Origin of the sequence: Lentibacillus persicus, assembly GCF_900112705.1 — a bacterium.
In the GTDB taxonomy this organism is placed as follows: Bacteria; Bacillota; Bacilli; order Bacillales; family Amphibacillaceae; genus Lentibacillus; species Lentibacillus persicus.
Genome location: NZ_FOMR01000003.1, coordinates 314,937 through 338,644 on the forward strand (window position 1 = coordinate 314,937; position 23,708 = coordinate 338,644).

The window sequence follows — 23,708 nt, forward strand, 5'->3', positions numbered from 1 at the left end:
CCCGTATGGCGGGTTTGCCCTTTTTAGCTTGTGCTCGATAGTGTCTTTTGATTATGGTACAATTTGCTATAAGTTTATATGACGGAAGCAAAGCAAATCTAAATCCCTTGAGTGTAAAGTGGGTGTTGAGATGGTTTTATTCGAGCGGGCGCCGGCGAAAATAAATTTATCACTTGATGTACTGGGAAAACGTGAAGATGGTTTTCATGAAGTAGAGATGATAATGACGAGTGTTGACCTCGCCGACAGGGTCGAGTTATACGATATTAATGATGATAAAATAGAGGTTTCAACTGATAATCAATATGTCCCAAATGATGAAGGAAACCTTGCATACAAGGCTGCACTGGCTTTTAAAAATACATACCGGCTGCACCGGGGGATTCGTATTAATATCCAGAAAAACATTCCTGTCTCAGCAGGACTCGGGGGAGGCAGCAGTGACGCAGCAGCTGTTTTGCGCGGTCTTAACCGCATGTGGTCCGTCGGTGTCTCGCAGGCTGAACTCGTTGAATTCAGTTCGGAATTGGGTTCAGATGTCCCTTTTTGTATTACAGGAAATACAGCGCTTGGTACAGGGCATGGTGAAAAAATACGTACACTGCCCTCACCCCCGCCATGTTATATTGTGCTCGCTAAGCCCGATATTGGCATTTCAACACGGCATATCTTCCCAAGAGTTAACATGGATACTATCCCGCACCCGGACACAGAGGCTGTCATTCAATCATTGGAAGAAAAGGATTTTGATAAGTTGTGCCAGCATAGCGGCAACGCCTTGGAGGATGTAACGTTTCCGTTATATCCGGAAGTGAAACAGATTAGGGATAAAATGCTTGAAACAGGAGCGTCGGGTGCATTGATGAGCGGAAGTGGACCTACTGTTGCAGGTCTCACCCGACATTTCAGCAAGGCAAAGCGTATATATAATGGTCTGAGGGGATTTTGTAATGAAGTTTATATCGTTCAACTGCTCGATCGACGGTAGAACTTGATAGAACACGTATAATAATGATATATTTAACTATAACATTCGGATATAAGTGAGAGGTGACATATGAAGAGAAGCGATCGATTAGTTTCGTTAACAAATTACTTTTTAGAAAATCCCAGAAAACATACATCTCTCCCATTTTTTAGTGAAAAGTACGCTGCGGCAAAATCTTCTATCAGTGAGGATCTTGATATCGTTGACCGGGTGATGCGGGAAGAAGGCCACGGTCATTTGCAAACAATCCCCGGCGCATCGGGTGGTGTCAGCTTTATACCTGATTTTTCTATGGAGAACGGCAATCAGTTCATCAATGAGCTTTGCTCGAGATTACAGGACCCCGCCCGAATTCTTCCCGGCGGCTATTTATATATGAGTGATGTGCTGGGCGATCCTCAAATGGTTAATAAAATTGGACGGGTGCTGGCATCGGTGTTTTCTGACCGGCCGATTGATGCAGTGATGACGGTAGCGACAAAGGGTATTCCGCTTGCTTATGCAACGGCCTCAGTTTTGAATGTCCCCGTAATTATTGTCAGGCGCGACCCCAGGGTAACAGAAGGGTCGTCTGTCAGTATTAATTACGTGTCAGGATCATCGCGGAAAATCCAGACGATGGTGCTGCCGACAAGAAGTTTGCATGAAGGTGCCAATGTTTGTATCATTGATGACTTTATGAAGGCGGGCGGGACGATTAACGGAATGATTAGCCTCGTGAAAGAATTCAATGCCAACGTAGGTGCCATCGGTGTGCTTGCAGAAGCTGATGATGAAGAAGATGAACGTGTTGTCGAGAATTATACGTCGCTTGTAAAAATCACTAACGTGGATATTAAACAAGAAACAATTGAAGTCCACCCGGGAAATTACTAGGAACTCCTGAAATTTTTAACATATCACCAGCCTAATCGCTTCGAAATTAAAATGATTTGTTGTTTATTTTAAGATAACGCGATATTTTCTAAATTTTTTTCGTGGACAGGCAGGAATTCTTGAACTTTTGTTGAATTAGGGTAATAAGTTCAGAATGGAAAAGGTGGTGAAACATCATGGAGGTAACAGACGTCAGACTGCGCCGCGTCAACACAGAGGGGAGAATGCGAGCGATTGCTTCGATTACCATGGATGAAGAATTCGTCGTGCATGATATTCGAGTGATTGACGGCAATAATGGTTTGTTTGTGGCTATGCCTTCCAAACGGACCCCTGATGGTGAGTTCAGGGACATTGCTCACCCAATCAATTCTAATACTCGCGGTAAGATTCAGGATGCAGTATTAGAAGAATACCATCGTGCCGGTGACACAGAGGAGAAATACGAAGAAGCCGGTGCATCCTAAATTACCGTTTCAAACAAGAGGTCTAATCTGCTCTACAGGTTAGCCTTCTTTTTTGTCTTTTTTTAACGTTAAAAATCAGCCGGAAATAAAAAAGTTGAAATACCTCATTAAGCATACTCCTGACAGCCATTTCCTCTTTCTGCAAACATTAAATTTGTTGAAATAAGCCCATTTTTAAGATATATTCATAATGGATATACAGTGAAACTACCATCAGAGGGAGTATTTCTCCAAACTGATGAATCGGGTATTGAGGGACAGTTAGCCGCCGTTATGCGGCGAGTCAGTGTCCTTTATATAGTGAAATGGAGGCTCTTTATGGCTAAACGTTACGCAGTTATTTTAGCTGCCGGAAAAGGGACACGAATGAAGTCAAAACTATATAAAGTGCTTCATCCGGTTTTAGGGCGCCCGATGGTCCAGCACGTAATTGATCAATTAAAGCCTGTTCACCCTGATAAAATGGTCACAATCGTCGGCCATGGCGCAGATGAGGTGGCCGAGTATATTGGTGAAGACAGCGAAACGGTATTGCAGGAAGAACAACTGGGGACAGGCCATGCGGTATTGCAGGCGGAAGATCTTCTTAAAAATGAGGAGGGCACGACGATCGTTGTCTGTGGCGATACCCCATTAATTACACATGAAACATATCGGGCGCTTTTCGACCATCATGAAGAACAAGGCGCAAAAGCGACCATTTTAACTGCAAAAGCGCCGGACCCTAAAGGTTACGGTAGAGTGATTCGTGACGAGCAAAATCAAGTGAAACGGATCGTTGAACATAAAGACGCATCCGGCAGCGAACTAGGCGTTGATGAGATTAATACAGGCACTTATTGTTTTGATAACAAAGCACTTTTTGAAGCATTACAGCACGTATCGAATGATAATGTCCAAGGTGAATATTATTTGCCGGATGTCATTGAAATACTCCAAAACCGGGATGAGAAAGTCAGTGCATTCCAGACAGCAGACTTTGAAGAAACGCTGGGGATAAATGATCGTGTTGCTCTGGCGCAAGCAGAAAAGTCACTTAAAAAGCGGATTAATGAACAACATATGCGTAATGGCGTCACACTGATTGATCCTGACAATACTTATATCAGCCCTGAAGTTGTTATCGAACCAGATGTCTTAATCCATCCGGGTTCAGTTATTAAAGGACAAACAACTATTAAAGCTGATGCCGAGATAGGCCCTTATTCCGATATTGAGGATTGTGTCGTTGGAGAAGGAACCACTGTCAGACAAAGTGTTGCTAAAGATAGCCAAATAGGAGATCGTGTCCAAATAGGTCCTTATTCGCATATACGTCCTGAAGCAAAAATTGGCAATGAAGCAAAAGTCGGCAATTTTGTTGAAGTGAAAAAAACGTCTTTAGGTGAGAATAGCAAGGTCTCTCATCTAAGTTATATTGGAGACGCAGATGTAGGCAGAAATGTAAATATCGGGTGTGGTACGATAACTGTCAATTACGATGGCAAAAATAAGTATCTGACAACGATCGAAGACGATTCATTTATCGGCTGCAATTCCAACTTAGTCGCTCCTGTAACTGTCGGAAAAGGGTCGTATGTTGCTGCAGGTTCAACCATAACAAAGGATGTGCCTGAAGACGCGTTGTCGATTGCCCGTTCCAGACAAGCAAATAAAGAAGGTTATGCTTCACGAATCAGAAATCAAAAAAAAGACTAATGGAGGGTTAATTTTATGGCATCTGGCTATAAAGATTCAATGCTGAAGGTTTTTTCATTGAACTCGAACCGGGAGCTGGCAAAAGATATCGCAGAGCATATCGGTACAACACTGGGAGAATGTACAGTATCCGAATTTAGTGACGGGGAAATCCAGATCAATATTGAAGAGAGTGTTCGCGGCAAGGACGTATATGTTGTACAATCGACGTCATCGCCGGTTAATCAGCATCTAATGGAGCTGCTGATTATGATTGATGCCTTAAAGCGCGCCTCGGCCAGATCGATCAATATCGTCATGCCATATTATGGTTATGCCAGACAGGATCGGAAAGCACGTTCAAGAGAACCGATTACGTCCAAACTCATTGCCGACTTGCTTGAAACGGCCGGTGCTGACCGGGTCATCACACTCGATTTACATGCCCCGCAAATCCAAGGATTCTTCGACATCCCAATCGATCATTTGCAAGGTGTGCCGATTTTGGCGAATCATTTTGAGAAAATGGAGTTTGAGGATATTATTGTTGTTTCCCCGGACCATGGCGGGGTGACACGGGCCAGAAAGATGGCGGATTATCTGAAGGCCCCAATCGGGATTATTGATAAACGTCGCCCGCGTCCGAATGTTTCAGAAGTCATGAACATTGTTGGGAATATTGAAGGGAAGACGGCCATCCTGATCGATGATATCATTGACACAGCCGGAACCATAACGGCAGCTGCCGATGCATTGGTGGAAAATGGTGCTAAAGAAGTTTATGCATGCTGTACGCATTCAGTGTTATCAGGACCGGCGCTTCAGCGTATAAATGATTCCAAAATTAAGGAATTGGTTGTAACGAACTCCATTCCACTTACCGAAGACCGTAAGAGCGATAAAGTGACCGAATTATCTGTTGCACCGCTGATTGGTGAAGCGATAACCCGTGTGCATGAACTGAAATCGGTAAGTATTTTGTTTGACTAATTGTCATACTGTGTGTTTATGATTGAGTGTGTTTTGTGAAAAAACGTGAAATATGTTTTAATAGAAACGTTACTGAGAAATTTATGTGCCGTATGAATCCTGGTATAGACTCAGGTTGTTAAATAATGGAGGGTGATTAAGAATGGCAGTAACATTAAAAGCAGCAAAACGTGAAGACCTCACGAAGTCTGCAACAAAGCAGATCAGACTGAATGGTGAAGTACCATCAGTTGTTTATGGTAAAGAGGAAGACCCTAAAGCTATTTCGGTTAATAGCATTGAATTAGTTAAAACGGTAAGGGATGAAGGCAGAAATGCAATCATCTCACTTGATATCGACGGCGAAAAGCCGGTAGACGTTATGCTTCATGAGTATCAAATCGAACCGATGAAAGATGAGTTAATTCACGCGGACTTCTACGTCGTCAATTTGAAACAAGAAATGGACGTTACGGTAGCATTGAACCTGGACGGCGAACCAGTCGGTGTTAAAGACGGCGGCGTTCTTCAGCAACCATTGTATGAGTTACAGGTACGTGCAAAGCCGGCAGATATCCCGGAAGTCATTTCGGTTGATGTTAACGAGTTGCAAATTGGTGACACGATAACTGTTTCCGATTTGCCAAAGGCTGATCTTTATGAAATTACGGAAGACGACGATACGACCGTTGCAACGGTTGTTCCGCCGGATACAGTGGAAGATCTTGAAAGTGAAGAATCGGATGAAGGGGCAGAACCGGAATTGGTTGATGCTGAGGATGACGACGAAGAAAAAAGTGAATAGCAGCAACCCTTCTAATATAAACCCTCCTAGTCAGCAGTCATTAGGAGGGTTTTGCTTCATTGACAAAGTGGTTTGGTCACTCAAAGCACAACCTATAACATCCAGCATAAAGGAAGTAGCCAAATGAAATGTATCGTTGGCCTGGGCAACCCAGGGAAAAAGTACAGTCAAACACGGCATAATGTCGGCTTTATGGTGATAGATGCATTGGTCGGCCGTCATAACTGGAATTTAAAAAAAGATAAATTTAACGGCCAATCAGTCGTGGAAACCGTTGATGGTGAAAAAATAGTCCTGTTAAAACCGCAGACATATATGAATCTTTCGGGTGAATCAGTTCGGCCGCTGCTCGACTTTTATCAAATAGAACCGGAGAATATGCTTGTCATCTATGATGATCTTGATCTTCCGGCAGGGAAAATTCGTTTGCGTCAAAAAGGCGGTCACGGGGGCCATAACGGTATTCGGTCTATAATTGACCATACGGGTACTAAAGAGTTCAAACGCTTGCGTATTGGGATCGGCAGGCCTGGTACGGCTATGCCTGTGGTCGACTATGTATTAAAACCATTTTCAAAAGAACAGCGGGAAGATGTAGCTGCAAGCATTGAAAATAGTGCCGATGCATGCGAAAAATGGATTCAAGCGCCATTTGATGTCGTGATGAATGACTTTAATCGTTAAGCCGCTTTATGACAAGAATGCTCCGAACATTCCTGTATAGCCTTTCTGTATAAATATAGACGTTTCGGATAAACTTTAGAATACCTAAGTTTATTCGAGGAGGTAAATTATGCCGATAGTCTATAAATGCAGACACTGCAACCAGGAGATAGGGAAGCTGGATCAGCGAATGGTCGATACCTCAATGCTCGGGTTGGATCAATTATCAACTGAGGATAAACGTGATATGATTAGCTATGAAGTGAATGGCAATATAACAATCAAGTCCATCTGTGAAAGTTGCGAAGAATCGTTAGGCAGTCACCCGCATTATCACGAACTGGACTATTTTATACAATGAGATAATATATATCAGGTAAAAAGCTTTGGTTCGCTGTAGAGTTGTTAATCAAGGCATTTTTGCACGTAAACAGGTGGGGAAATATGAACGGAGTACATGATTTTTTACGGTCGAATGAAGATGTTGCATCAATCATTGACGGCATATCAAACGGTATGAATGAACAGCTTGTGGCAGGGCTTTCCGGGTCTGCCAGAAGCCTTTTTGTGTCTGCTTTGAATGATTCTTTGGAAAGGCCTGTCTTGCTTGTCACCCATCAGCTTGTCCAAGCACAACAGCTCTATGATGATTTGACAGCATTTTTAGGTGAAGATCATATTTATTTGTACCCGGTTAATGAACTGATTGCCTCGGAAATCGCAGTAGCGAGCCCTGAACTGAAGGGACAGCGGATAGAGGCATTAACAGAATGGTCCCAAAAAGAGTCAGGGATTTTAATTGCTCCAATAGCAGCTCTCAAGCGTATGCTGCCACCGACCGATTATTGGAAAAAATATCAGCTCGATTTTCAGACAGAACGGGAAATCGATGTAGAAGCGTATTTGTCGCGTCTGGTTGACATGGGTTATGAGCACGCTTCAATGGTTTCAAAACCAGGGGAGTTCAGCCGCCGTGGGGGTATTATTGATATTTATCCGGTAACCGAGACGTATCCGGTCCGCATTGAATTATTTGATGACGAAATCGATTCCATCCGTTTTTTTGATGCCGGCAGCCAGCGATCATTGGACAAGCAGGAAGCCATTACGGTCGGTCCGGCTACTGAAATGCTGCTGACGGAAGAAGACCGATTAAGAGCTGCTCAGCGTCTGGAAAATGCTTTGGCTGAGTCGCTGAGAAAATTGAATAACGCTGAAGCGAAAGAAACGCTTGCAGAAACCATCGAATATGATATTGATCGGCTTAAAAATCTGGAGCATTTTCAGGAATTGTATAAGTATATTGGCTTTCTTTATGATAAGCCAGCTAGTCTGCTAGATTACTTGCCTGAAAACGGGATGGTTGTTCTCGATGAAATGAGCAGAATCCAAGAAACGGCAACAAGCCTTGATGCAGAGGAATCAGAATGGTACAGCACGCTTCTGGAAACGAATAAAATGGTTCGTGACAGCCGTTTCTCATTTGATTGGAATACCGTGTGGAATAGCATCACCCCACAGCGTGTTTACATGTCAGTCTTTTTGAGGCACATTCCGAACACCCAGCCGCAAAATATCATTAATTTATCGACCCGTACGATGCAGGAATTTCATGGACAAATGAACTTATTTAAGAATGAGCTTAAGCGCTGGGAAAAAGGTGACTTCTCGGTAGTGGTCCTGGCCCCGGATGAAGATCGCGCTGAAAAAATTCAGTCAATATTCATGGATTACGCCATTGAAGCCGATGTTGTCAACGAACTCGAATTGCCAGTCAGAAGGCCGACCATAACCGTTGGCGAAGTCAGCAACGGCATTGAATTCCCAATGCATAAGCTTGTACTGGTGACCGAAAATGAGTTGTTTAAAAAGAAAACGAAACGACCACGTAAGAAACAGAAGATATCAAATGCTGAACGCATCAAAAATTATCAGGAATTAAAAGTGGGCGATTACGTCGTTCATGCCCACCATGGCATCGGCAAATATTTGGGCATTGAAACACTTGAAATGAATGGTCTGCATAAAGATTTCATGCTGATCAAATACTCTGGTGACGATAAATTGTACGTGCCAATTGACCAGATTGATTTAGTCCAGAAGTTTGTTGCATCAGAGGGGAAAGAACCAAAACTGTATAAGCTGGGCGGCAGTGAGTGGGCGAAAGTCAAACGAAAAGTCCAGTCCAACGTGGAAGATATTGCCGACGACCTGATCGAACTTTATGCTGAGCGTCAGGCCAGAAAAGGTTATGCGTTCAGTGAAGAATCAGAGATTCAGCAAGAGTTTGAAGCGGCATTCCCATATGAAGAAACCGAGGATCAGCTGCGCTGCATTGCCGAGATTAAAGCGGATATGGAAAAAGAACGACCGATGGACCGTCTGCTGTGCGGAGATGTTGGTTACGGAAAAACTGAAGTGGCTATCCGGGCAGCATTCAAAGCAATAGCGGACGGCAAACAAGTCGCTTTATTGGTGCCGACAACTATTCTGGCTCAGCAACACTATGAAACAATTCAGGAAAGGTTTCAAGATCAGGCGGTTACCATTCGAATGTTGAGTCGGTTCCGCACGCGAAGCCAGCAAAAAGAAACAATTGAAGGGATTCAAAAAGGTAAAGTCGATATCGTCATCGGAACGCATCGTCTGCTGTCCAAAGATGTTACGTACCGCGATCTCGGTCTGCTTATTGTGGATGAAGAACAGCGGTTTGGTGTGAAACATAAAGAGAAGATTAAACAGCTGAAATCGAATGTTGACGTTCTGACGTTGACGGCAACGCCGATTCCACGAACATTGCATATGTCAATGCTTGGTGTTCGTGATTTGTCGGTTATTGAGACACCGCCGGAAAACCGATTCCCGATTCAAACGTACGTTATGGAGTACAATCCCATTTTTGTGCGGGAGGCCATTGAGCGTGAGATGGCGCGCGGGGGACAAGTCTTTTTCCTTCATAACCGGGTGGATAATATTGATAAAGTCGCCAGAGATCTCGGTATGCTGGTGGATGATGTACGTATAGCCGTTGCCCATGGCCAGATGAATGAAACCGAACTGGAAAGCATTATTTTTGGCTTTTTGGAAGGTGAGTATGATGTTCTTGTCAGCACAACAATTATCGAAACAGGTGTTGATATTCCGAATGTCAACACATTAATCGTGAATCAGGCAGACCGAATGGGACTCAGTCAGCTTTACCAGTTAAGAGGAAGGGTTGGCCGCTCCAATCGGGTGGCTTATGCCTACTTCACGTATCAAAAAGATAAAGTGTTGAGTGAAGTTGCAGAGAAGCGTCTCGAGGCGATCAAGGAATTCACAGAGCTGGGGTCCGGTTTTAAAATTGCGATGCGTGACTTGTCCATCCGCGGTGCCGGTAATTTGCTCGGTGCCCAGCAGCATGGATTTATTGATTCGGTCGGTTTTGATATGTATTCGCAAATGCTGAAGGATGCCATTGAAGCCCGGAAATCAGGCAAAAAACTTGATGAAGTTGAGACGTTTGAGCCTGAATTGTCGTTAACGACAGACGCTTATATTCCAGATTCATATATCGATGATGAGAAACAAAAAATCGATATCTACAAACAATTTCAGGCAATCGCATCCGAAGAAGATATTTTAGAACTTAAAGATGAACTGATCGATCGGTTCGGTGATTATCCGGAAGAGGTTGAAAATTTGTTTGCTGTCTCATCACTGAAACGACATGCTAAACAGCAACGCGTCGAGTCAATCAGTGAAAAATCAGGGAAAATCGAGTTGCTTGTGAGCACACAACGCAGCCAGGAAGTTGATGGCTCGAAGCTATTTGAACTGGCTAATCAATTCGGACGCGAAATCCAGCTTGGGACAGAAGGCAATAAATTGAAAGTGCTGTTTAAATGGTCACGAAACACGAAGCACAAGCGGTATGAGTTACTCGAGGACTTTATCAGCCAATTATCACACGTCGACAGAGCAGCAGGATAGCCTTTGAAGCAGAGCCTTACATAAGATGATGCAGCCTAAGTTTTATGATCTTATGTATAGTTCTTTAAGGATGATTTATACTAAACCCACAACTGGTGTTTTTTTCTATAAAAAATTACATACACCAGGTATAATCATCGCAGAAAGTGAGGCTCCCCAGAGATGAAGGCAACAGGAATTGTACGACGTATTGATGATTTAGGAAGAGTTGTTATTCCAAAAGAGATAAGACGAACATTGCGTATCCGCGAAGGTAATCCACTGGAAATATTCGTTGACCGTGAAGGGGAAGTTATTCTAAAGAAATATTCGCCAATAAATGAATTAAGCTCGTTTGCTAAAGAGTATGCTGAAGCGTTATTTGATTCGCTTAATTATCCGGTGCTTATTTGTGACCGTGACGAGATTATCGCTGTGGCCGGTGAATCCAAAAAAGATTATTTAAATAAAAGCATTGGTGAACAGCCTGAAAAGACGATGGAAGAACGAACGATGATGTATGAGACGGAACAGACAAACGCTGAATTGATCCAGGGGCAGGAAGAACAGCTTGATTCCTACTGCATCAGCCCGATTATTGCGAATGGTGATCCAATCGGCTGTGTGATGCTCTTTTCCAAAGAGGGAAAGTTTAGTGAAGTCGAACAGAAATCAATCCAGACAGCATCAAGTTTTCTGGCTAAACAAATGGAATAACAAGCTAACTCAAAAATGGGTTTTCCATCCAAAAAGTGTCATTTTCAAATGGCACTTTTTTTTGGCATGTAGCGCGAAATCCATCCCATTCGACAGTCATTACATCTGACTTGGGCGGGTTTATGCTATAATAAAGTGTGTTACTGCAAGTTATATGCGACGAAAACGGTTCAGCGGAGAAAGGCGTTTATGATGAGGGAAAGCGAGAACAATAAATTGGTAAAAGGTGCTTTATTGCTGACTTTGGCAGGATTAATCAGCAAGCTGTTAAGCGCAGGTTATCGGATACCGCTGCAAAATTTGACCGGTGATATGGGGTTCTATGTTTATCAGCAGGTCTATCCATTTCTCGGAATCGCTATGATGCTTGCACTGTACGGGTTTCCAGCGGCTATTTCGAAAATGACAGCTGAAATGGAGGAGAATGGACAAGGCTTTTCATTTAAAAGTTTCTACATACCAGTCATTTCACTGCTTTCAGTAATGGCGGTCAGTATATTTTTGTTCCTGTTTTTTAATGCGGCGTATTTGGCGGCGTGGGCAGGTGATAGCAATTTAACATCTGCGTACAAATTAACTTCGTTTATTTTCTTACTGCTCCCATTCACCGCTTTAATGCGCGGACTGCTTCAGGGACGACAGTTTATGCAGCCAACAGCTTATTCCCAAATAGGCGAACAGCTGATACGGGTGACACTGATTATAACGGCTGCTGTGTGGGTTTATATTAATCATGCTGCTGTATACATAATCGGCCAAGCTGCTGTTGCCGCTGCAATAATTGGCGGCTTGGCTGCGATTGTTATTTTGGTTTTTTTCTTCCGCCGTTATAAACCGGCTGTATCAGGCAACTTTACAATCCCATGGGAGTACTACGTGAGGACGCTGGTTATTCTGGGAACTGCTGCTGCGTTAAACCATATGGTACTGATTATTATTCAATTTGCTGATACGTTTACATTGATCCCATCGTTACAGGAGTATGGTTTCACAAAAACGGAGGCGATGAAAGCAAAAGGCGTCTTTGATCGCGGCCAGCCGCTTGTTCAGCTGGGAACGGTAGTGGGTTCATCGTTCGCGTTAGCGTTAATTCCGGCAATCTCTGCTGAAAAGTTAAGGCAACACCCCGTCCCTCTCACGCATTCGATCCGAAGTTCGCTATTGTTCAGTTTTTATTTGGCGGCCGGAGCAACAATCGGATTAATCATTATTTTTCCGGAAACCAACCGATTGCTTTTCCTGAACGAAAACGGGACCGGCCCGCTCCGTATCCTGGCGATGGCTGTTTTCCTCAGTTCAATCGGTATAACCACTTCTTCGGTTCTGCAGGGGCTCGGTTACATGAAGCGAACGGCTCTCTTTGTCGGGGTTGCTTTTTTAGTCAAATGGATTGCCAATCAAGTGCTGGTGCCTTTCTGGGGGATAAACGGGAGTGCTGTGGCAACGGTTGTCAGTTTAGCTGTCTTTGCTTTGTTAACCATTATGCAATTAAGGCGAAAGCTGCCGTCACTCAGCCCCAGAAAACATATAAACTGGCCGGCCTTTGTTCTGGCGGCATCAGGGATGACTTTCTTTATAGCAGCTGCCGATTATTTCACGGGTACCATTGCTTCAAGGTTTGGCCTGTTGATGTATGTTATGGTGACAGCAGTCGCAGGTGCTATAATATACGTGACGCTGCTGTTACGTCTTAAGGCTTTCAGTGAAGAAGAATTGGCAATGCTTCCTTTTGCAGGCTTATTGATTCGAATTCATAAAGCGAGGGATCGTTAATGCAAAATAAAATCGAAATTATTGGACTCGGCGCCGGTGACCTGGATCAATTATCATTGGGCATTTATAAAAAACTGACCAGCCGTACAACCGCTTTATATGTGCGTACGGCTGATCATCCGGTTATAAGGCAATTAGAACAGGAAGGTGTTTCATTCCAGGCGTTTGATGACATTTATGAAGAACGTGCACATTTTCAAGATGTGTATCAGCATATTACCGATTCACTGCTTGAAAATGCCCGGCATGACACGATCGTTTATGCTGTGCCCGGCCATCCGATGATGGCGGAACAATCCGTACAGCTTTTATTGAATCAGGATGCGATACCGGTCGAAATTATTGGAGGTCAAAGTTATCTTGATGCGCTGTTTTCTTCTCTTCGAATAGATCCGATTGATGGCTTCCAATTTGTGGATGGAACCGGATTTACGCGAAGGCAGCTCAATTACCGGCAGCATGTTATATTCTGCCAGGTGTATGACCAGTTTATTGCTTCTGATGTTAAACTGACGCTGCTGGAAGATTTGCCGCCGGATTACACGGTAAAAATTGTGGAAGCAGCGGGCAGCAGTGGAGAAAGAATCACCGACGTACCTCTTGGACACTTGGACCATGCCTTCTCCGGGGTTAATAACCTCGTTTCTGTTTATGTCCCGCCTGTGCCGGAGGAGCTGCTTCACCATACTTTTACGAATCTACGCGAGGTAATTGCGGCATTAAGAGCGCCGGATGGGTGCCCCTGGGATCGCGCCCAGACTCATGAATCGTTACGTGAGTATGCAATTGAAGAAGTCTATGAATTAATTGAAGCCATTGATAATGAAGACGATGATGGCATTGTGGAAGAATTGGGCGATATGCTGTTGCAAGTGATGCTGCACAGCCAGATAGGTGACGATAACGGCTATTTTACAGTTGATGACGTTATTCGCTCGATAACCGATAAAATGATCTACCGGCATCCGCATGTATTTAAAGAGCAGTCAGTTGAAACGGTTGAAGATGTTTATAAAACGTGGGACACCTTGAAAAAGGAAGAAAAAGGGCATCAGCGACGCTCCGTGCTTGATGGTGTTCCGGCCGGTCTCCCGGCATTGGCTAAAGCCTATAAACTTCAGAAAAAAGCCGCCAAAGTCGGTTTTGGCTGGGATGACATCCATGATATATGGAAAAAGCTGGAGGAAGAATTGGAAGAGGTCCACGAGGCTATTAACTTAAAAACGGAATCTGAAATTGAAGAAGAACTTGGCGATGTATTATTTGTATTAGCCAATATATCACGCTATTATAAACTAAATCCGGAAATAGCTTTGAATGGGACAAACGCGAAATTTATGTCGCGGTTCTCGCATGTAGAATCAAGCCTGGAAGAACAAGGGAAAGATATCAGGCAAGCCAGCCTGGAAGAGATGGATGGTTATTGGAATCAAGCAAAAAGAAATGAGTGATGAAAATGCGTCTTGATAAATTTTTAAAAGTATCACGGCTTATTAAACGTCGGACATTAGCAAAAGAAGTGGCCGGCCAGGGCCGCATAACCGTTAATGGCAATCCCGGCAAAGCATCGACGGTGTTGTCGATTGGTGATGAAATCGTTATTAAATTTGCCCAAACAGTTGTGACAATTGAAGTGACTTCATTAAAAGACACCACCAAAAAAGGTGAAGCTGAAAACTTATATAAGGTGATTAGTGAAGAGGAAGTGAATTAGGTTCTATACTTGTCCCTTCTGTCATAAATTAATAATGACAAGGAGGGTGAATTGAATGAATTATTATGAACAACCGCCCATTAACCGGACGGAGGTAAGCCACACTGTTAAGATTGATAATCGGAAGGATCTGGAGATAACCGGTGTCAAGCAAGTCGACAGTTTTGACAATGAAGAATTTCTGCTCGAAACACAAATGGGTTATTTAATTATCCGCGGACAAAACCTGCAATTAAAAAACTTGGATGTTCATGAAGGTCTCGTCACCATAAAGGGTAAAGTGTACGAGCTCTCCTATGTTGATGAACATTACCAGGAGAAGGCTAAAGGCTTCTTTAGCAAGCTATTCAAATGACACTCAGCGTACAGTTTATAACGATGCTGTCCATGACAGCCGGCGGATTTTATCTTGGTATTGCATTGGATACATTCAGACGTCTTGCGGTTTTTTGGAAGCAGCGCGTGTTATTGGTCTATTGTATGGAAATAGGTTTTTGGCTGGCCCAGACTTTGCTGTTATATTATGTATTATTTCGGGCAAACAGCGGGGAACTGCGCTTCTATGTGTTCCTTGCCCTTTTATTGGGCTTTTCAATGTATAAGGCACTGGCTGCCAATTTTTATAAGACGCTGTTGGAACATGTTATTCGGGCGATTGCGGCTGTCTTCCGCTTTATAGAACGTTTAGTCATTATTTTCATTATAAAACCGATAAAGTTTATTCTTCAGATGTTTTTGGCGATTATAATTTTTATCGCAAAACTGCTTTGGGAAATACTCCGATATAGTGTTATAATTGTATTCACCCCGGCAGTTTGGCTTTATCGGCGCATTTTTCAGATATTTCCTGAAACAATTCAAAAAAAACTACACAAAGTTGCAGGAATTTATAGTACAATAAAGAATAAATGTAAGAAATGGCTAAACGATAGGAAGGCTAAAAGGAGGTAGAGCGATTGCCTTTGAAAAAGAAAAACGTTGCACGATTAGATTCGAACTATATGCAGCAATACGATGCCTACATAGAAAGACAAAAAAGAAAAAAGCAGCGACTCATACGCCGGCTCGTATTATTTTCAATTGCAACAGCGATAGTTCTTGGCAGTTTGGCAACTTACCATTTTAATCAGCGTGCGCTTCATCAGGAAAAAGAGGAGCAATATGAACAGCTGCAGAATGAGATGGCGGTACTTGAACAAGAGGAAAAGAATCTGAAGGAAGAAATTAATTTGCTCAGTGATGAAGAATATGTGTTGGAGATAGCCCGAACGAATTATTTTTTCTCAAAAGAAGGCGAATTAATTTTTAATATTCCTGATGACAAGCCCTCTTATTGACACACTTTTACACTACTGGCTATAATATATAAGAAGTATACTTTTCAAAATTCTAAGGAGGAGCACTTTTTTTATGTCAATCGAAGTAGGCAGCAAGCTGCAGGGAAAGGTAACCGGTATTACTAATTTTGGGGCATTTGTTGAGATTGAGGAAGGCAAGACAGGGCTTGTTCATATTAGTGAGGTTGCCGATAGTTATGTAAAAGACATTAACGAGCACTTAAGTGTAGGTGATGAGGTCACCGTTAAAGTGATCAATGTCGAAAAGGATGGCAAGATTGGTCTATCGATCAAGAAAGCAAAGGATAAGCCACCACGTCAGAAGAATAACAACAACCGTCAACGGTCAGAATCGTTTGAGTCAAAAATGAACAAATTCCTCAAAGACTCCGATGAACGTATGGCCTCTTTGAAAAAGCACACGGAATCCAAACGCGGAGGTCGAGGTGCTAAAAGAGGATAGCAGTTTGCTGTCTATGAAAAATTGATAATAAATAAATTCCCCAATATATAAAAACAGGTGCCGATAAAATTCGGCACCTGTTTTTATATGTCGGAAAAATTATAGATAATGCAGAGGGTTTAAGATATAAGCCTCATATCAATTAGTGGCGGCGGAGGGGATCGAACCCCCGACCTCACGGGTATGAACCGTACGCTCTCGCCAGCTGAGCTACACCGCCAAATTCAGTCACAAAAAATATAATACAATACGACAGACGCTGTGTCAATAAAAAAATTTTAAAGCAGCTTTTTCTAAAGGATAGCCTGTGACGCAAAATGCTTCGTTGATTTCCGTTCCGGCCAGTCGCTTTCCGCGGGCACGGCTTCAGCCTCCTCGCGGAAAACCGCCGCTGCGGGGTCTTCAGGCACGTGCTTTTCCCGCAGGAGTCGACTGGCCTCCACTCCAATCAACATCACAAGAGAGGGTTGATTGCATGATTATAAAGCACGAAACAGCGGAGGAAATACGCGGAGACTCCAGCGGGAGGAAAGGCCTCGGTGAGACCCCGCAGTGCGTCAGCACGAGGAGGCTCACCAGCCGCCCGCGGAAAGCGGAGCGTATTTCCGGAGCGGTGTTATCGCACACGAATTTTTCAGTATGTCGCAGTTCACATCAACTGGCTTAATGAGCAGCAACGAAATCCTATCAATATATTAGCTTTTTTGAACAAGCCTTATACAAAAAGATACATCAGTAAACAGAATGCGGAATCTTATGTAGAAAATCGCTTGTCCACTTAGAAAGCAGTCGAACGATTTTTTGGAAACGCTCTGTTGTTTTGACAAAAAAACAATGCATCATGTGGTTTAATGTTTGGCAAGAAGGAGTGGTAGCGTATGATTAATTCAATTCCAGGAGTGGAATCTAAAACACTCGGCATGAAGCAGGGCTTATTTCAAAAACATCGTTTGCGATTATCAGCACAGCTAAAAACATTGCTGTTTGAAAAAGGCTTGCTTTTTATGCTTGTCGGTTTTTTGCTTGGACGGGCCATCATATTATCGGTGGTGTCACCGTTTGCCGTCGCTTTTCTGGCAGCCATCTGGATGATACATAGGGACAAGGCACCTAAAGTTATGCTAGCCGCGTTGGTTGGCGCGTTGAGTTTTTCTATGGTACATGGTGGATTCATCGTTCTCGCCATGATCACGTTTGTTCTATTGGCAGGGCTTTTTAAAAATGCCGGAAAACAGCATTTGCTCATACCGCTGTTTGTATTCATTTCAACAGTATCGCCCAGGCTGTTTACGTATTCACTATGGGGGCAGCTTTCCTCATATGAATGGATGCTTATACTGGTTGAAGGGGTTCTGGGTACTGTCCTGGTATTAATCTTTATGCAAAGCATTCCATTATTATCACCCCAACGTTTCAAACCCACGCTTAAAAATGAAGAAATTGTATGTTTGATTATTCTTATCGCCTCTATTCTTACAGGAACGATTGGCTGGGAATTATATAATGCATCTATTGAGCAGATATTTTCCCGTTACTTTGTCCTGCTTCTATCTTTCGTTGGTGGTGCTGCAATAGGCTCAACAGTGGGCGTTGTCGCGGGCCTTATATTATCACTTGCCGATGTAGCCAATTTGTATCAGATGAGTTTGCTTGCATTCTCCGGCTTACTCGGCGGACTGCTTAAAGAAGGACGCAAAGTGGGTGTCAGTATTGGTCTATTGGTCGGAACATTTTTGGTTGCCATTTACGCTGATGCCGCAAGCATTGTGCCGTCACTTACAGAGACATCGCTTGCAATTGCCCTGTTTTTGGTTACGCCATCCGGTTTAATAAAAAAATTGTCCCGCTATATACCCGGTACTGAGGAACACACACATGAGCAGGAACAATATTTGCAAAAAGTCCGGAATGTAACAGCTAAGCGCGTTGAACAGTTTTCTGATGTATTTGAAGCATTATCGAAAAGTTTTTCCTCGGCGGAAGATGTGAAAGAAGACAGTGTGAATGCCAGACGTGAAACGGACTATTTTCTCAGTCAGGTGACCGAGAAGACGTGTCAATCGTGTTTTATGAAAGAACGGTGCTGGCAGCAGCAATTTGATAAAACGTACAACTTAATGGAAGACTTAAAGGATGATTTGTCTGAAGGGAACGAGCCGAACCGTAAATCGGTACGCGAGTTTGAAAATCATTGCGTTAAATCGCGCAAAGTGCTGGATACAATGCAAGAGGAAATTTCATTTTTTGAAGCCAACAAGAAGCTGAAAAAACAAGTGATCGAAAGTAAACAGTTTGTATCAGATCAGCTGCAGGGTGTCTCAGAAGTGATGGATGATTTCGCCAATGAGATACTTAAGGAACGTGAACATCATGAGAAGCAGGAGTTACAAATTATGAATACACTAAAAAATATGGGGATCGTGCTTGAGAAGCTTGATATTTACCGGCTGGAAAAAGGAAATATCGATATTGAGATGACACTGTCTTTTTATGATTATCGCGGTGAAGGTTCCAAACTTATCGCACCGGTTTTATCCGATATTTTGAATGAAATGATTATCGTAAAGAGAGAAGAAGTGTCGCCATTTCCGAATGGGTACTGTCAGCTGGTGTTCGGATCGGCAAAAGAGTATGTAGTAGATACCGGCATTGCCAGCGCTGCAAAAGGCGGCGGGTTGGTATCAGGCGACAGTTTCCGGACAATTGAACTCGGTGAGGGCAAATATGCGATGGCTATCAGTGATGGAATGGGAAATGGCAGCCGTGCAAAAGAGGAAAGTGAAGAAACGCTCCGATTGCTTCAGCAAATTTTACAGACGGGGATCCCTGAAAGTGTTGCGATTAAGTCAATCAACTCTATCCTTTCCTTAAGGACCGCTGAGGAAATGTACGCCACATTGGATCTTGCGGTGATTAATCTCCATAATGCCGCTGTTAAATTTCTGAAGATTGGATCAACACCCAGTCTTATTAAACGTGGAGATGAAATCATAAAGGTTGAAGCAAGCAATTTGCCGATGGGCATTATTCAGGAATTTGATGTTGATATTGTCGGGGATCAATTAAAATCAGGTGATATTTTAATTATGATGAGTGACGGTATTCTGGATGGTCCCAAACATGTCGAAAATGTTGATATGTGGTTGAAACGAAAAATTCGCAATATGGAAACGGACGACCCTCAGGAAATAGCAGACTTAATATTGGAAGAAGTTGTCCGAACAAGAGAGGGGATGATTGAAGATGACATGACAGTTGCTGTTGCCAAGGTGTCTAAAAATGCCCCACAATGGACATCCATCCCGGTTTATACCGACGAAGCCCAATAAGCTTATTTTAAAAGGGGGATGAAGGCTCGGTTTCAAGAGATTGGGACATAACTTCTGAATACAATATAAAAGGCGAACGATAAGGTAGGTTAGCGAAGCATATTTCCGGAGCTGTATATTTCCGCTCCTCTCTACCTGTTATCGTTCGTCTTTTCATTTATGTCTTTTATCCCAAGCGCTTTTTTGTTTGGCCGCTTTGACTCTTTCGGGTATAGAATGCGGGTTTTCTGGCGAGGATGGTAGTGATTGTAAGGGAGGAATGACAGGTGAAAAAAGGGACGTTGAAACAGATTTTGCTAATAACAGATGGCTGCTCCAATAAAGGCGAAGATCCTGCCGTAACAGCTGCGCTTGCAAAGCAGCAAGGCATTATCGTCAATGTTATTGGAATTCTTGAAGATGACCAGACCGAAAGCCCTGATGGTCTTCGGGAAGTTGAAGACATAGCCAACTCCGGAGGCGGCATCAGTCAGATTGTTTATAAACAAGCGCTCGCTGAAACCGTTCAAACCGTTACAAAACAGGCAATGACCCAAACACTGCAAGGCTATGTTAATCAGGAATTGAAACAAATCCTGGGTCCCGGACAGAGTCTGGAAGAAATAGAACCGGAAAAACGGGGCGAAATTATGGAAGTTGTAGAAGATATGGGTGAAACATGTGATTTGGAAGTGCTGGTACTGACAGACACAAGCGCAAGCATGTATGATAAGCTTCCAACGGTCAAAGAAGCATTGATCGATTTGTCAATCAGCCTGAACGCCCGTATTGGCCGCAATCGGTTCTCAATTTTCAGTTTTCCCGGAAAACGTAAAGATATTGAGAATGTGTTGGATTGGGCGCCTAAACTTGACTCAGTTTCAACCGTTTTTCCAAAACTGACAAGCGGCGGTATTACACCGACGGGACCAGCGATACGAGCTGCGGTATATCAATTCGGCAAAAAAGGGTTATTGCAAAATTTGAGGGATGAAGATGGGCCAGGCATGGAACAAGCAGAGTATTAGCATAAGACCGGGAACTATTGTAACCGGAAAATGGCATCGACATCGCTACGTCATCAAACGCGAGCTTGGGAAGGGTGCAGTGGGCACTGTTTATTTGTGTGAACGAAATGGTAAATATGCAGCCTTGAAAATTAGTGAAAACAATACATCTATGACAGTCGAAGTGAACGTGTTAAAATCACTTGCAAAGGTCCAAGGCAGCCGTCTGGGACCTTTTTTGCTGGATGTTGATGACTGGGAGGTTTCACGAAATACCAGGTACACGTTTTATGTGATGGAATACTTAAAAGGTGAGTCGCTGCGCAGTTTTATCGGCCGTCGCGGCCATGAATGGACCGGAATATTCATGCTGCAATTGCTTGAGGACCTTGATTATTTGCACAGGGCGGGCTGGGTATTTGGGGATTTTAAGCCTGAGAATTTAATTGTACTTTCAGATCCTCCAAAAGTGCGCTTCATTGATGTCGGCGGAACAACGCAAATGGGGCGTGCAGTCAAAGAGTATACCGAATTTTTTGACCGCGGCTATTGGGGGCTAGGATCACGGCGAGCCGAACCCGGTTATGATTTGTTTGCATTAGTCATGGTCATTTTAAATATATATTACCCAAAGCGGTTTGAAAAAGGTCCAAACCCGAAGGTCACACTATTTAAGAAACTTAATGACATCAAACACTTGCGCTTGTACAAAGGGTGTCTGAAAAAAGCACTGATGGGCGAATACCGATCTGCTGAAGAGATGCGCCAGGCGTTATTAAGCGCGATTAAGAATACCTCTGGGGAAAGGACATCAACAAGAAGTGCGAACCGATCAGCTGCAACTGGCCCTTTTTTTGCGGAAGTAAGCGGCATGACAATTGTTGCACTCGTTTACTATTTATTTTACCTGATTATTCCATTTGAATAATTAGTGACACTTTGTCATGTCATGAAATTGTGGTAGAATTAAGAGCGTGATATCAAGTAGTTGCGCCGTTGAAAAAGTCCTTTTTAACGCATCTTTAAACACGTATCTGTAAAGAAAGGGAATTCGATGGAAAATACCGTGCAAGCGTTTGTTAATCGTCATCAGCTTATTAAACAAAACACCACAATTTTAATCGGCGTGTCGGGTGGTCCGGATTCGATGGCGCTGCTCCATTTTTTATGGCGTTTTAAAGATGATTGGAACTTAAGGCTGATCGCTGTGTCGGTTGATCATCAGCTGCGAGGAACAGCGTCTCAAGCTGATGTCGATTATGTCCGTGACATGTGTGAGAAATGGAATCTCGAGTTTGTCAGTACCTCGCTGAATGTGCCTGCCTACAAACAAAAAAGGCAACTGGGAACACAAGTTGCTGCCCGAGAGCTTCGATACCAATTTTTTGCTGAACAGATGAATACATACCAGGCTGATTATTTGGCGCTTGGTCATCACGGTGATGATCAGGCTGAGACGATGCTGATGGGGTTTGTTCGTTCGGCCAGTGTGAGGTCATTGGCGGGAATGCCGGTGAAACGGGACTTTGCTTCAGGGGAAATTATCAGACCGTTGTTATGCGTCACAAAGGAAATGATTGAAAGCTACTGCACTGAACATGCCATTATTCCAAGAAGAGACCCGTCAAATGAAGATGACAAATATACACGGAACGATTTTCGCCATAATATACTTCCTTTATTAAAAGAAAAGAATCAGAACTTACATCGCACACTTCGTCATTTAAGCGAATCACTCCAGGAAGATGATACATATTTACAGCAGGAAGCTATTAAAATGGCGGAAAATGTTGTCACATTTGGTAATGCTGACAGTGGCCTCTCGTTTGATACAAATGTATTTAAGGCGTATCCGCGTTCTTTACAAAGGCGGTGCTTTCATCTACTATTGAATTATCTGTATGGTGAAAAGCCACAGACAGTTTCGTACGTACATGAGGAGCAGTTTTTAAAAGTGCTGCAAACTGATCATGGTCATATTGAAATTAATTTTCCAAATCGGTTAAAGCTTGTGAAGTCATACACGACCATGTCATTTTATTTTATGAAGGATTACATACAACCGTCTTCCTATCATGTGATTATGGATCCCCCCGAAGAAATTGTGCTGCCGACTGGCAAGGTCATTTCTTCCAGTATTATCAGCGAACCTCACTTAGAAGGGGGAGCTATCTTCGTCTGCCAAAGAGAGGCGATTGCTCTCCCGCTGCACATTAGGACCCGAAAAAAGGGTGATCGCATGAGGTGGAAAGGATTAAACGGGAGCAAAAAAGTAAAGGATATTTTCATCGACGCAAAAGTTCCATTAAATGAAAGGGATATATGGCCGGTGGTAACGGACAATAACGGTGAAATTCTTTGGCTGCCCGGTTTGAAAAAGGGGACGCCTGCTGAAAGTGGCGCAAACGGCGATTATATTCAATTAAAGTACGGGATGGAGGAAAAGCATGCATAACGAAATTGAAAAGATATTGATTTCTGAAGAAGAGATTGCTGCCAAATGTGCCGAGCTTGGTGAGCAGCTTACAAACGAGTATGATGGAAAGTTCCCTTTGGCTATCGGCGTATTAAAAGGGGCGATGCCATTTATGTCCGATATTTTGCGGCGGATTAATACGCATCTGGAAATGGACTTTATGGATGTCTCAAGTTACGGTGGCCAGATGCGTTCTTCAGGTGAAGTAAAAATTGTGAAAGACCTGGACACTAAAGTTGAAGGCCGTGACTTATTGATCATTGAAGATATTATTGACAGTGGTTTGACATTGAGCTATTTGGTGGATTTATTTAAATACCGAAAAGCGAATTCCATCAAAATTGTGTCATTGCTTGATAAACCTTCCGGCCGTACGTCTCATATAAAGGCGGATATCGTTGGTTTCGAAGTGCCAAATGAGTTTGTTGTTGGCTATGGGCTTGATTATGAAGAAAAATATCGAAACTTGCCATACATAGGTGTCTTGAAACCGGAAATTTACAGTGGGAAATAAATC

22 protein-coding genes and 1 tRNA gene are annotated in these 23,708 nt (G+C 43.2%); 22 read left to right on the forward strand and 1 reads right to left on the reverse strand.

Annotated features, from left to right (window positions below):
- Positions 1–130 precede the first annotated feature (130 nt).
- The 17 genes from ispE (at position 131) to BMZ22_RS06055 (ending at position 16,400) form a co-directional block, all read left to right on the forward strand.
- Positions 131–988 (forward strand): 4-(cytidine 5'-diphospho)-2-C-methyl-D-erythritol kinase, encoded by an 858-nt coding sequence (ispE, locus tag BMZ22_RS05975; RefSeq protein ID WP_090083054.1) that lies wholly within the window; start codon positions 131–133, stop codon positions 986–988.
- Positions 989–1,057: 69 nt separating this feature from the next.
- A complete protein-coding gene (purR, locus tag BMZ22_RS05980; RefSeq protein ID WP_090083057.1) occupies positions 1,058–1,864 on the forward strand; it encodes a pur operon repressor in 807 nt (268 codons plus the stop codon).
- 176 nt (positions 1,865–2,040) lie between these two features.
- Complete coding sequence (spoVG, locus tag BMZ22_RS05985; protein WP_090083059.1) at positions 2,041–2,331, forward strand: septation regulator SpoVG; 291 nt, start codon at positions 2,041–2,043, stop codon at positions 2,329–2,331.
- 318 nt (positions 2,332–2,649) lie between these two features.
- A complete protein-coding gene (gene glmU, locus BMZ22_RS05990; RefSeq protein ID WP_090083061.1) occupies positions 2,650–4,029 on the forward strand; it encodes a bifunctional UDP-N-acetylglucosamine diphosphorylase/glucosamine-1-phosphate N-acetyltransferase GlmU in 1,380 nt (459 codons plus the stop codon).
- Between the two features lie 15 nt (positions 4,030–4,044).
- A complete protein-coding gene (locus BMZ22_RS05995) occupies positions 4,045–4,998 on the forward strand; it encodes a ribose-phosphate diphosphokinase (RefSeq protein WP_090083062.1) in 954 nt (317 codons plus the stop codon).
- Between the two features lie 142 nt (positions 4,999–5,140).
- A complete protein-coding gene (locus tag BMZ22_RS06000) occupies positions 5,141–5,782 on the forward strand; it encodes a 50S ribosomal protein L25/general stress protein Ctc (protein WP_090083064.1) in 642 nt (213 codons plus the stop codon).
- A 123-nt stretch (positions 5,783–5,905) separates the two neighbouring features.
- Positions 5,906–6,466 (forward strand): aminoacyl-tRNA hydrolase, encoded by a 561-nt coding sequence (gene pth / locus BMZ22_RS06005; protein ID WP_090083065.1) that lies wholly within the window; start codon positions 5,906–5,908, stop codon positions 6,464–6,466.
- Positions 6,467–6,575: 109 nt separating this feature from the next.
- Entirely contained in the window at positions 6,576–6,806 is a 231-nt protein-coding gene (fin, locus tag BMZ22_RS06010) for an anti-sigma-F factor Fin (protein ID WP_090083067.1), read from the forward strand.
- An 83-nt stretch (positions 6,807–6,889) separates the two neighbouring features.
- A complete protein-coding gene (mfd, locus tag BMZ22_RS06015) occupies positions 6,890–10,417 on the forward strand; it encodes a transcription-repair coupling factor (RefSeq protein ID WP_090083068.1) in 3,528 nt (1,175 codons plus the stop codon).
- A 162-nt stretch (positions 10,418–10,579) separates the two neighbouring features.
- On the forward strand, positions 10,580–11,113 hold the full coding sequence (gene spoVT, locus BMZ22_RS06020) for a stage V sporulation protein T (protein ID WP_090083070.1): 534 nt from the start codon (positions 10,580–10,582) through the stop codon (positions 11,111–11,113).
- 189 nt (positions 11,114–11,302) lie between these two features.
- Positions 11,303–12,886, forward strand: coding sequence for a putative polysaccharide biosynthesis protein (locus tag BMZ22_RS06025; protein ID WP_090083071.1), 1,584 nt, complete (start codon positions 11,303–11,305; stop codon positions 12,884–12,886).
- Positions 12,886–14,337, forward strand: a complete 1,452-nt coding sequence (yabN, locus tag BMZ22_RS06030) for a bifunctional methyltransferase/pyrophosphohydrolase YabN (protein WP_090083073.1) — start codon at positions 12,886–12,888, stop codon at positions 14,335–14,337. The genes BMZ22_RS06025 and yabN overlap by 1 nt, the downstream gene beginning before the upstream one ends.
- Before the next feature lie 5 nt (positions 14,338–14,342).
- The gene (locus BMZ22_RS06035; RefSeq protein ID WP_090083160.1) at positions 14,343–14,600 is read left to right on the forward strand and encodes an RNA-binding S4 domain-containing protein; all 258 of its coding nucleotides are present in this window, start codon (positions 14,343–14,345) and stop codon (positions 14,598–14,600) included.
- Between the two features lie 55 nt (positions 14,601–14,655).
- Positions 14,656–14,955 (forward strand): sporulation protein YabP, encoded by a 300-nt coding sequence (yabP, locus tag BMZ22_RS06040; RefSeq protein ID WP_090083075.1) that lies wholly within the window; start codon positions 14,656–14,658, stop codon positions 14,953–14,955.
- Positions 14,952–15,551, forward strand: a complete 600-nt coding sequence (gene yabQ / locus BMZ22_RS06045; RefSeq protein ID WP_090083076.1) for a spore cortex biosynthesis protein YabQ — start codon at positions 14,952–14,954, stop codon at positions 15,549–15,551. The genes yabP and yabQ overlap by 4 nt, the downstream gene beginning before the upstream one ends.
- 5 nt (positions 15,552–15,556) lie before the next feature.
- Positions 15,557–15,937: an FtsB family cell division protein gene (locus tag BMZ22_RS06050; protein ID WP_090083079.1), complete on the forward strand. Its 381-nt coding sequence runs from the start codon at positions 15,557–15,559 to the stop codon at positions 15,935–15,937.
- 73 nt (positions 15,938–16,010) lie between these two features.
- Positions 16,011–16,400, forward strand: coding sequence for a S1 domain-containing RNA-binding protein (locus BMZ22_RS06055; RefSeq protein ID WP_090083080.1), 390 nt, complete (start codon positions 16,011–16,013; stop codon positions 16,398–16,400).
- Positions 16,401–16,546: 146 nt separating this feature from the next.
- Here BMZ22_RS06055 and BMZ22_RS06060 read toward each other — a convergent pair.
- Positions 16,547–16,620, reverse strand: a tRNA-Met gene (locus tag BMZ22_RS06060).
- Positions 16,621–17,278: 658 nt separating this feature from the next.
- Here BMZ22_RS06060 and spoIIE point away from each other — a divergent pair.
- The 5 genes from spoIIE (at position 17,279) to hpt (ending at position 23,705) form a co-directional block, all read left to right on the forward strand.
- On the forward strand, positions 17,279–19,729 hold the full coding sequence (gene spoIIE, locus BMZ22_RS06070; protein ID WP_090083084.1) for a stage II sporulation protein E: 2,451 nt from the start codon (positions 17,279–17,281) through the stop codon (positions 19,727–19,729).
- Positions 19,730–19,995: 266 nt separating this feature from the next.
- Positions 19,996–20,736 (forward strand): vWA domain-containing protein, encoded by a 741-nt coding sequence (locus BMZ22_RS06075; protein WP_090083085.1) that lies wholly within the window; start codon positions 19,996–19,998, stop codon positions 20,734–20,736.
- Positions 20,705–21,643, forward strand: a complete 939-nt coding sequence (locus BMZ22_RS06080) for a serine/threonine protein kinase (protein WP_090083089.1) — start codon at positions 20,705–20,707, stop codon at positions 21,641–21,643. The genes BMZ22_RS06075 and BMZ22_RS06080 overlap by 32 nt, the downstream gene beginning before the upstream one ends.
- Positions 21,644–21,769: 126 nt before the next feature.
- Positions 21,770–23,170 (forward strand): tRNA lysidine(34) synthetase TilS, encoded by a 1,401-nt coding sequence (gene tilS / locus BMZ22_RS06085; protein ID WP_090083092.1) that lies wholly within the window; start codon positions 21,770–21,772, stop codon positions 23,168–23,170.
- A complete protein-coding gene (gene hpt / locus BMZ22_RS06090; protein WP_090083094.1) occupies positions 23,163–23,705 on the forward strand; it encodes a hypoxanthine phosphoribosyltransferase in 543 nt (180 codons plus the stop codon). Before tilS ends, hpt begins: the two co-directional genes overlap by 8 nt.
- Positions 23,706–23,708: the final 3 nt, after the last annotated feature.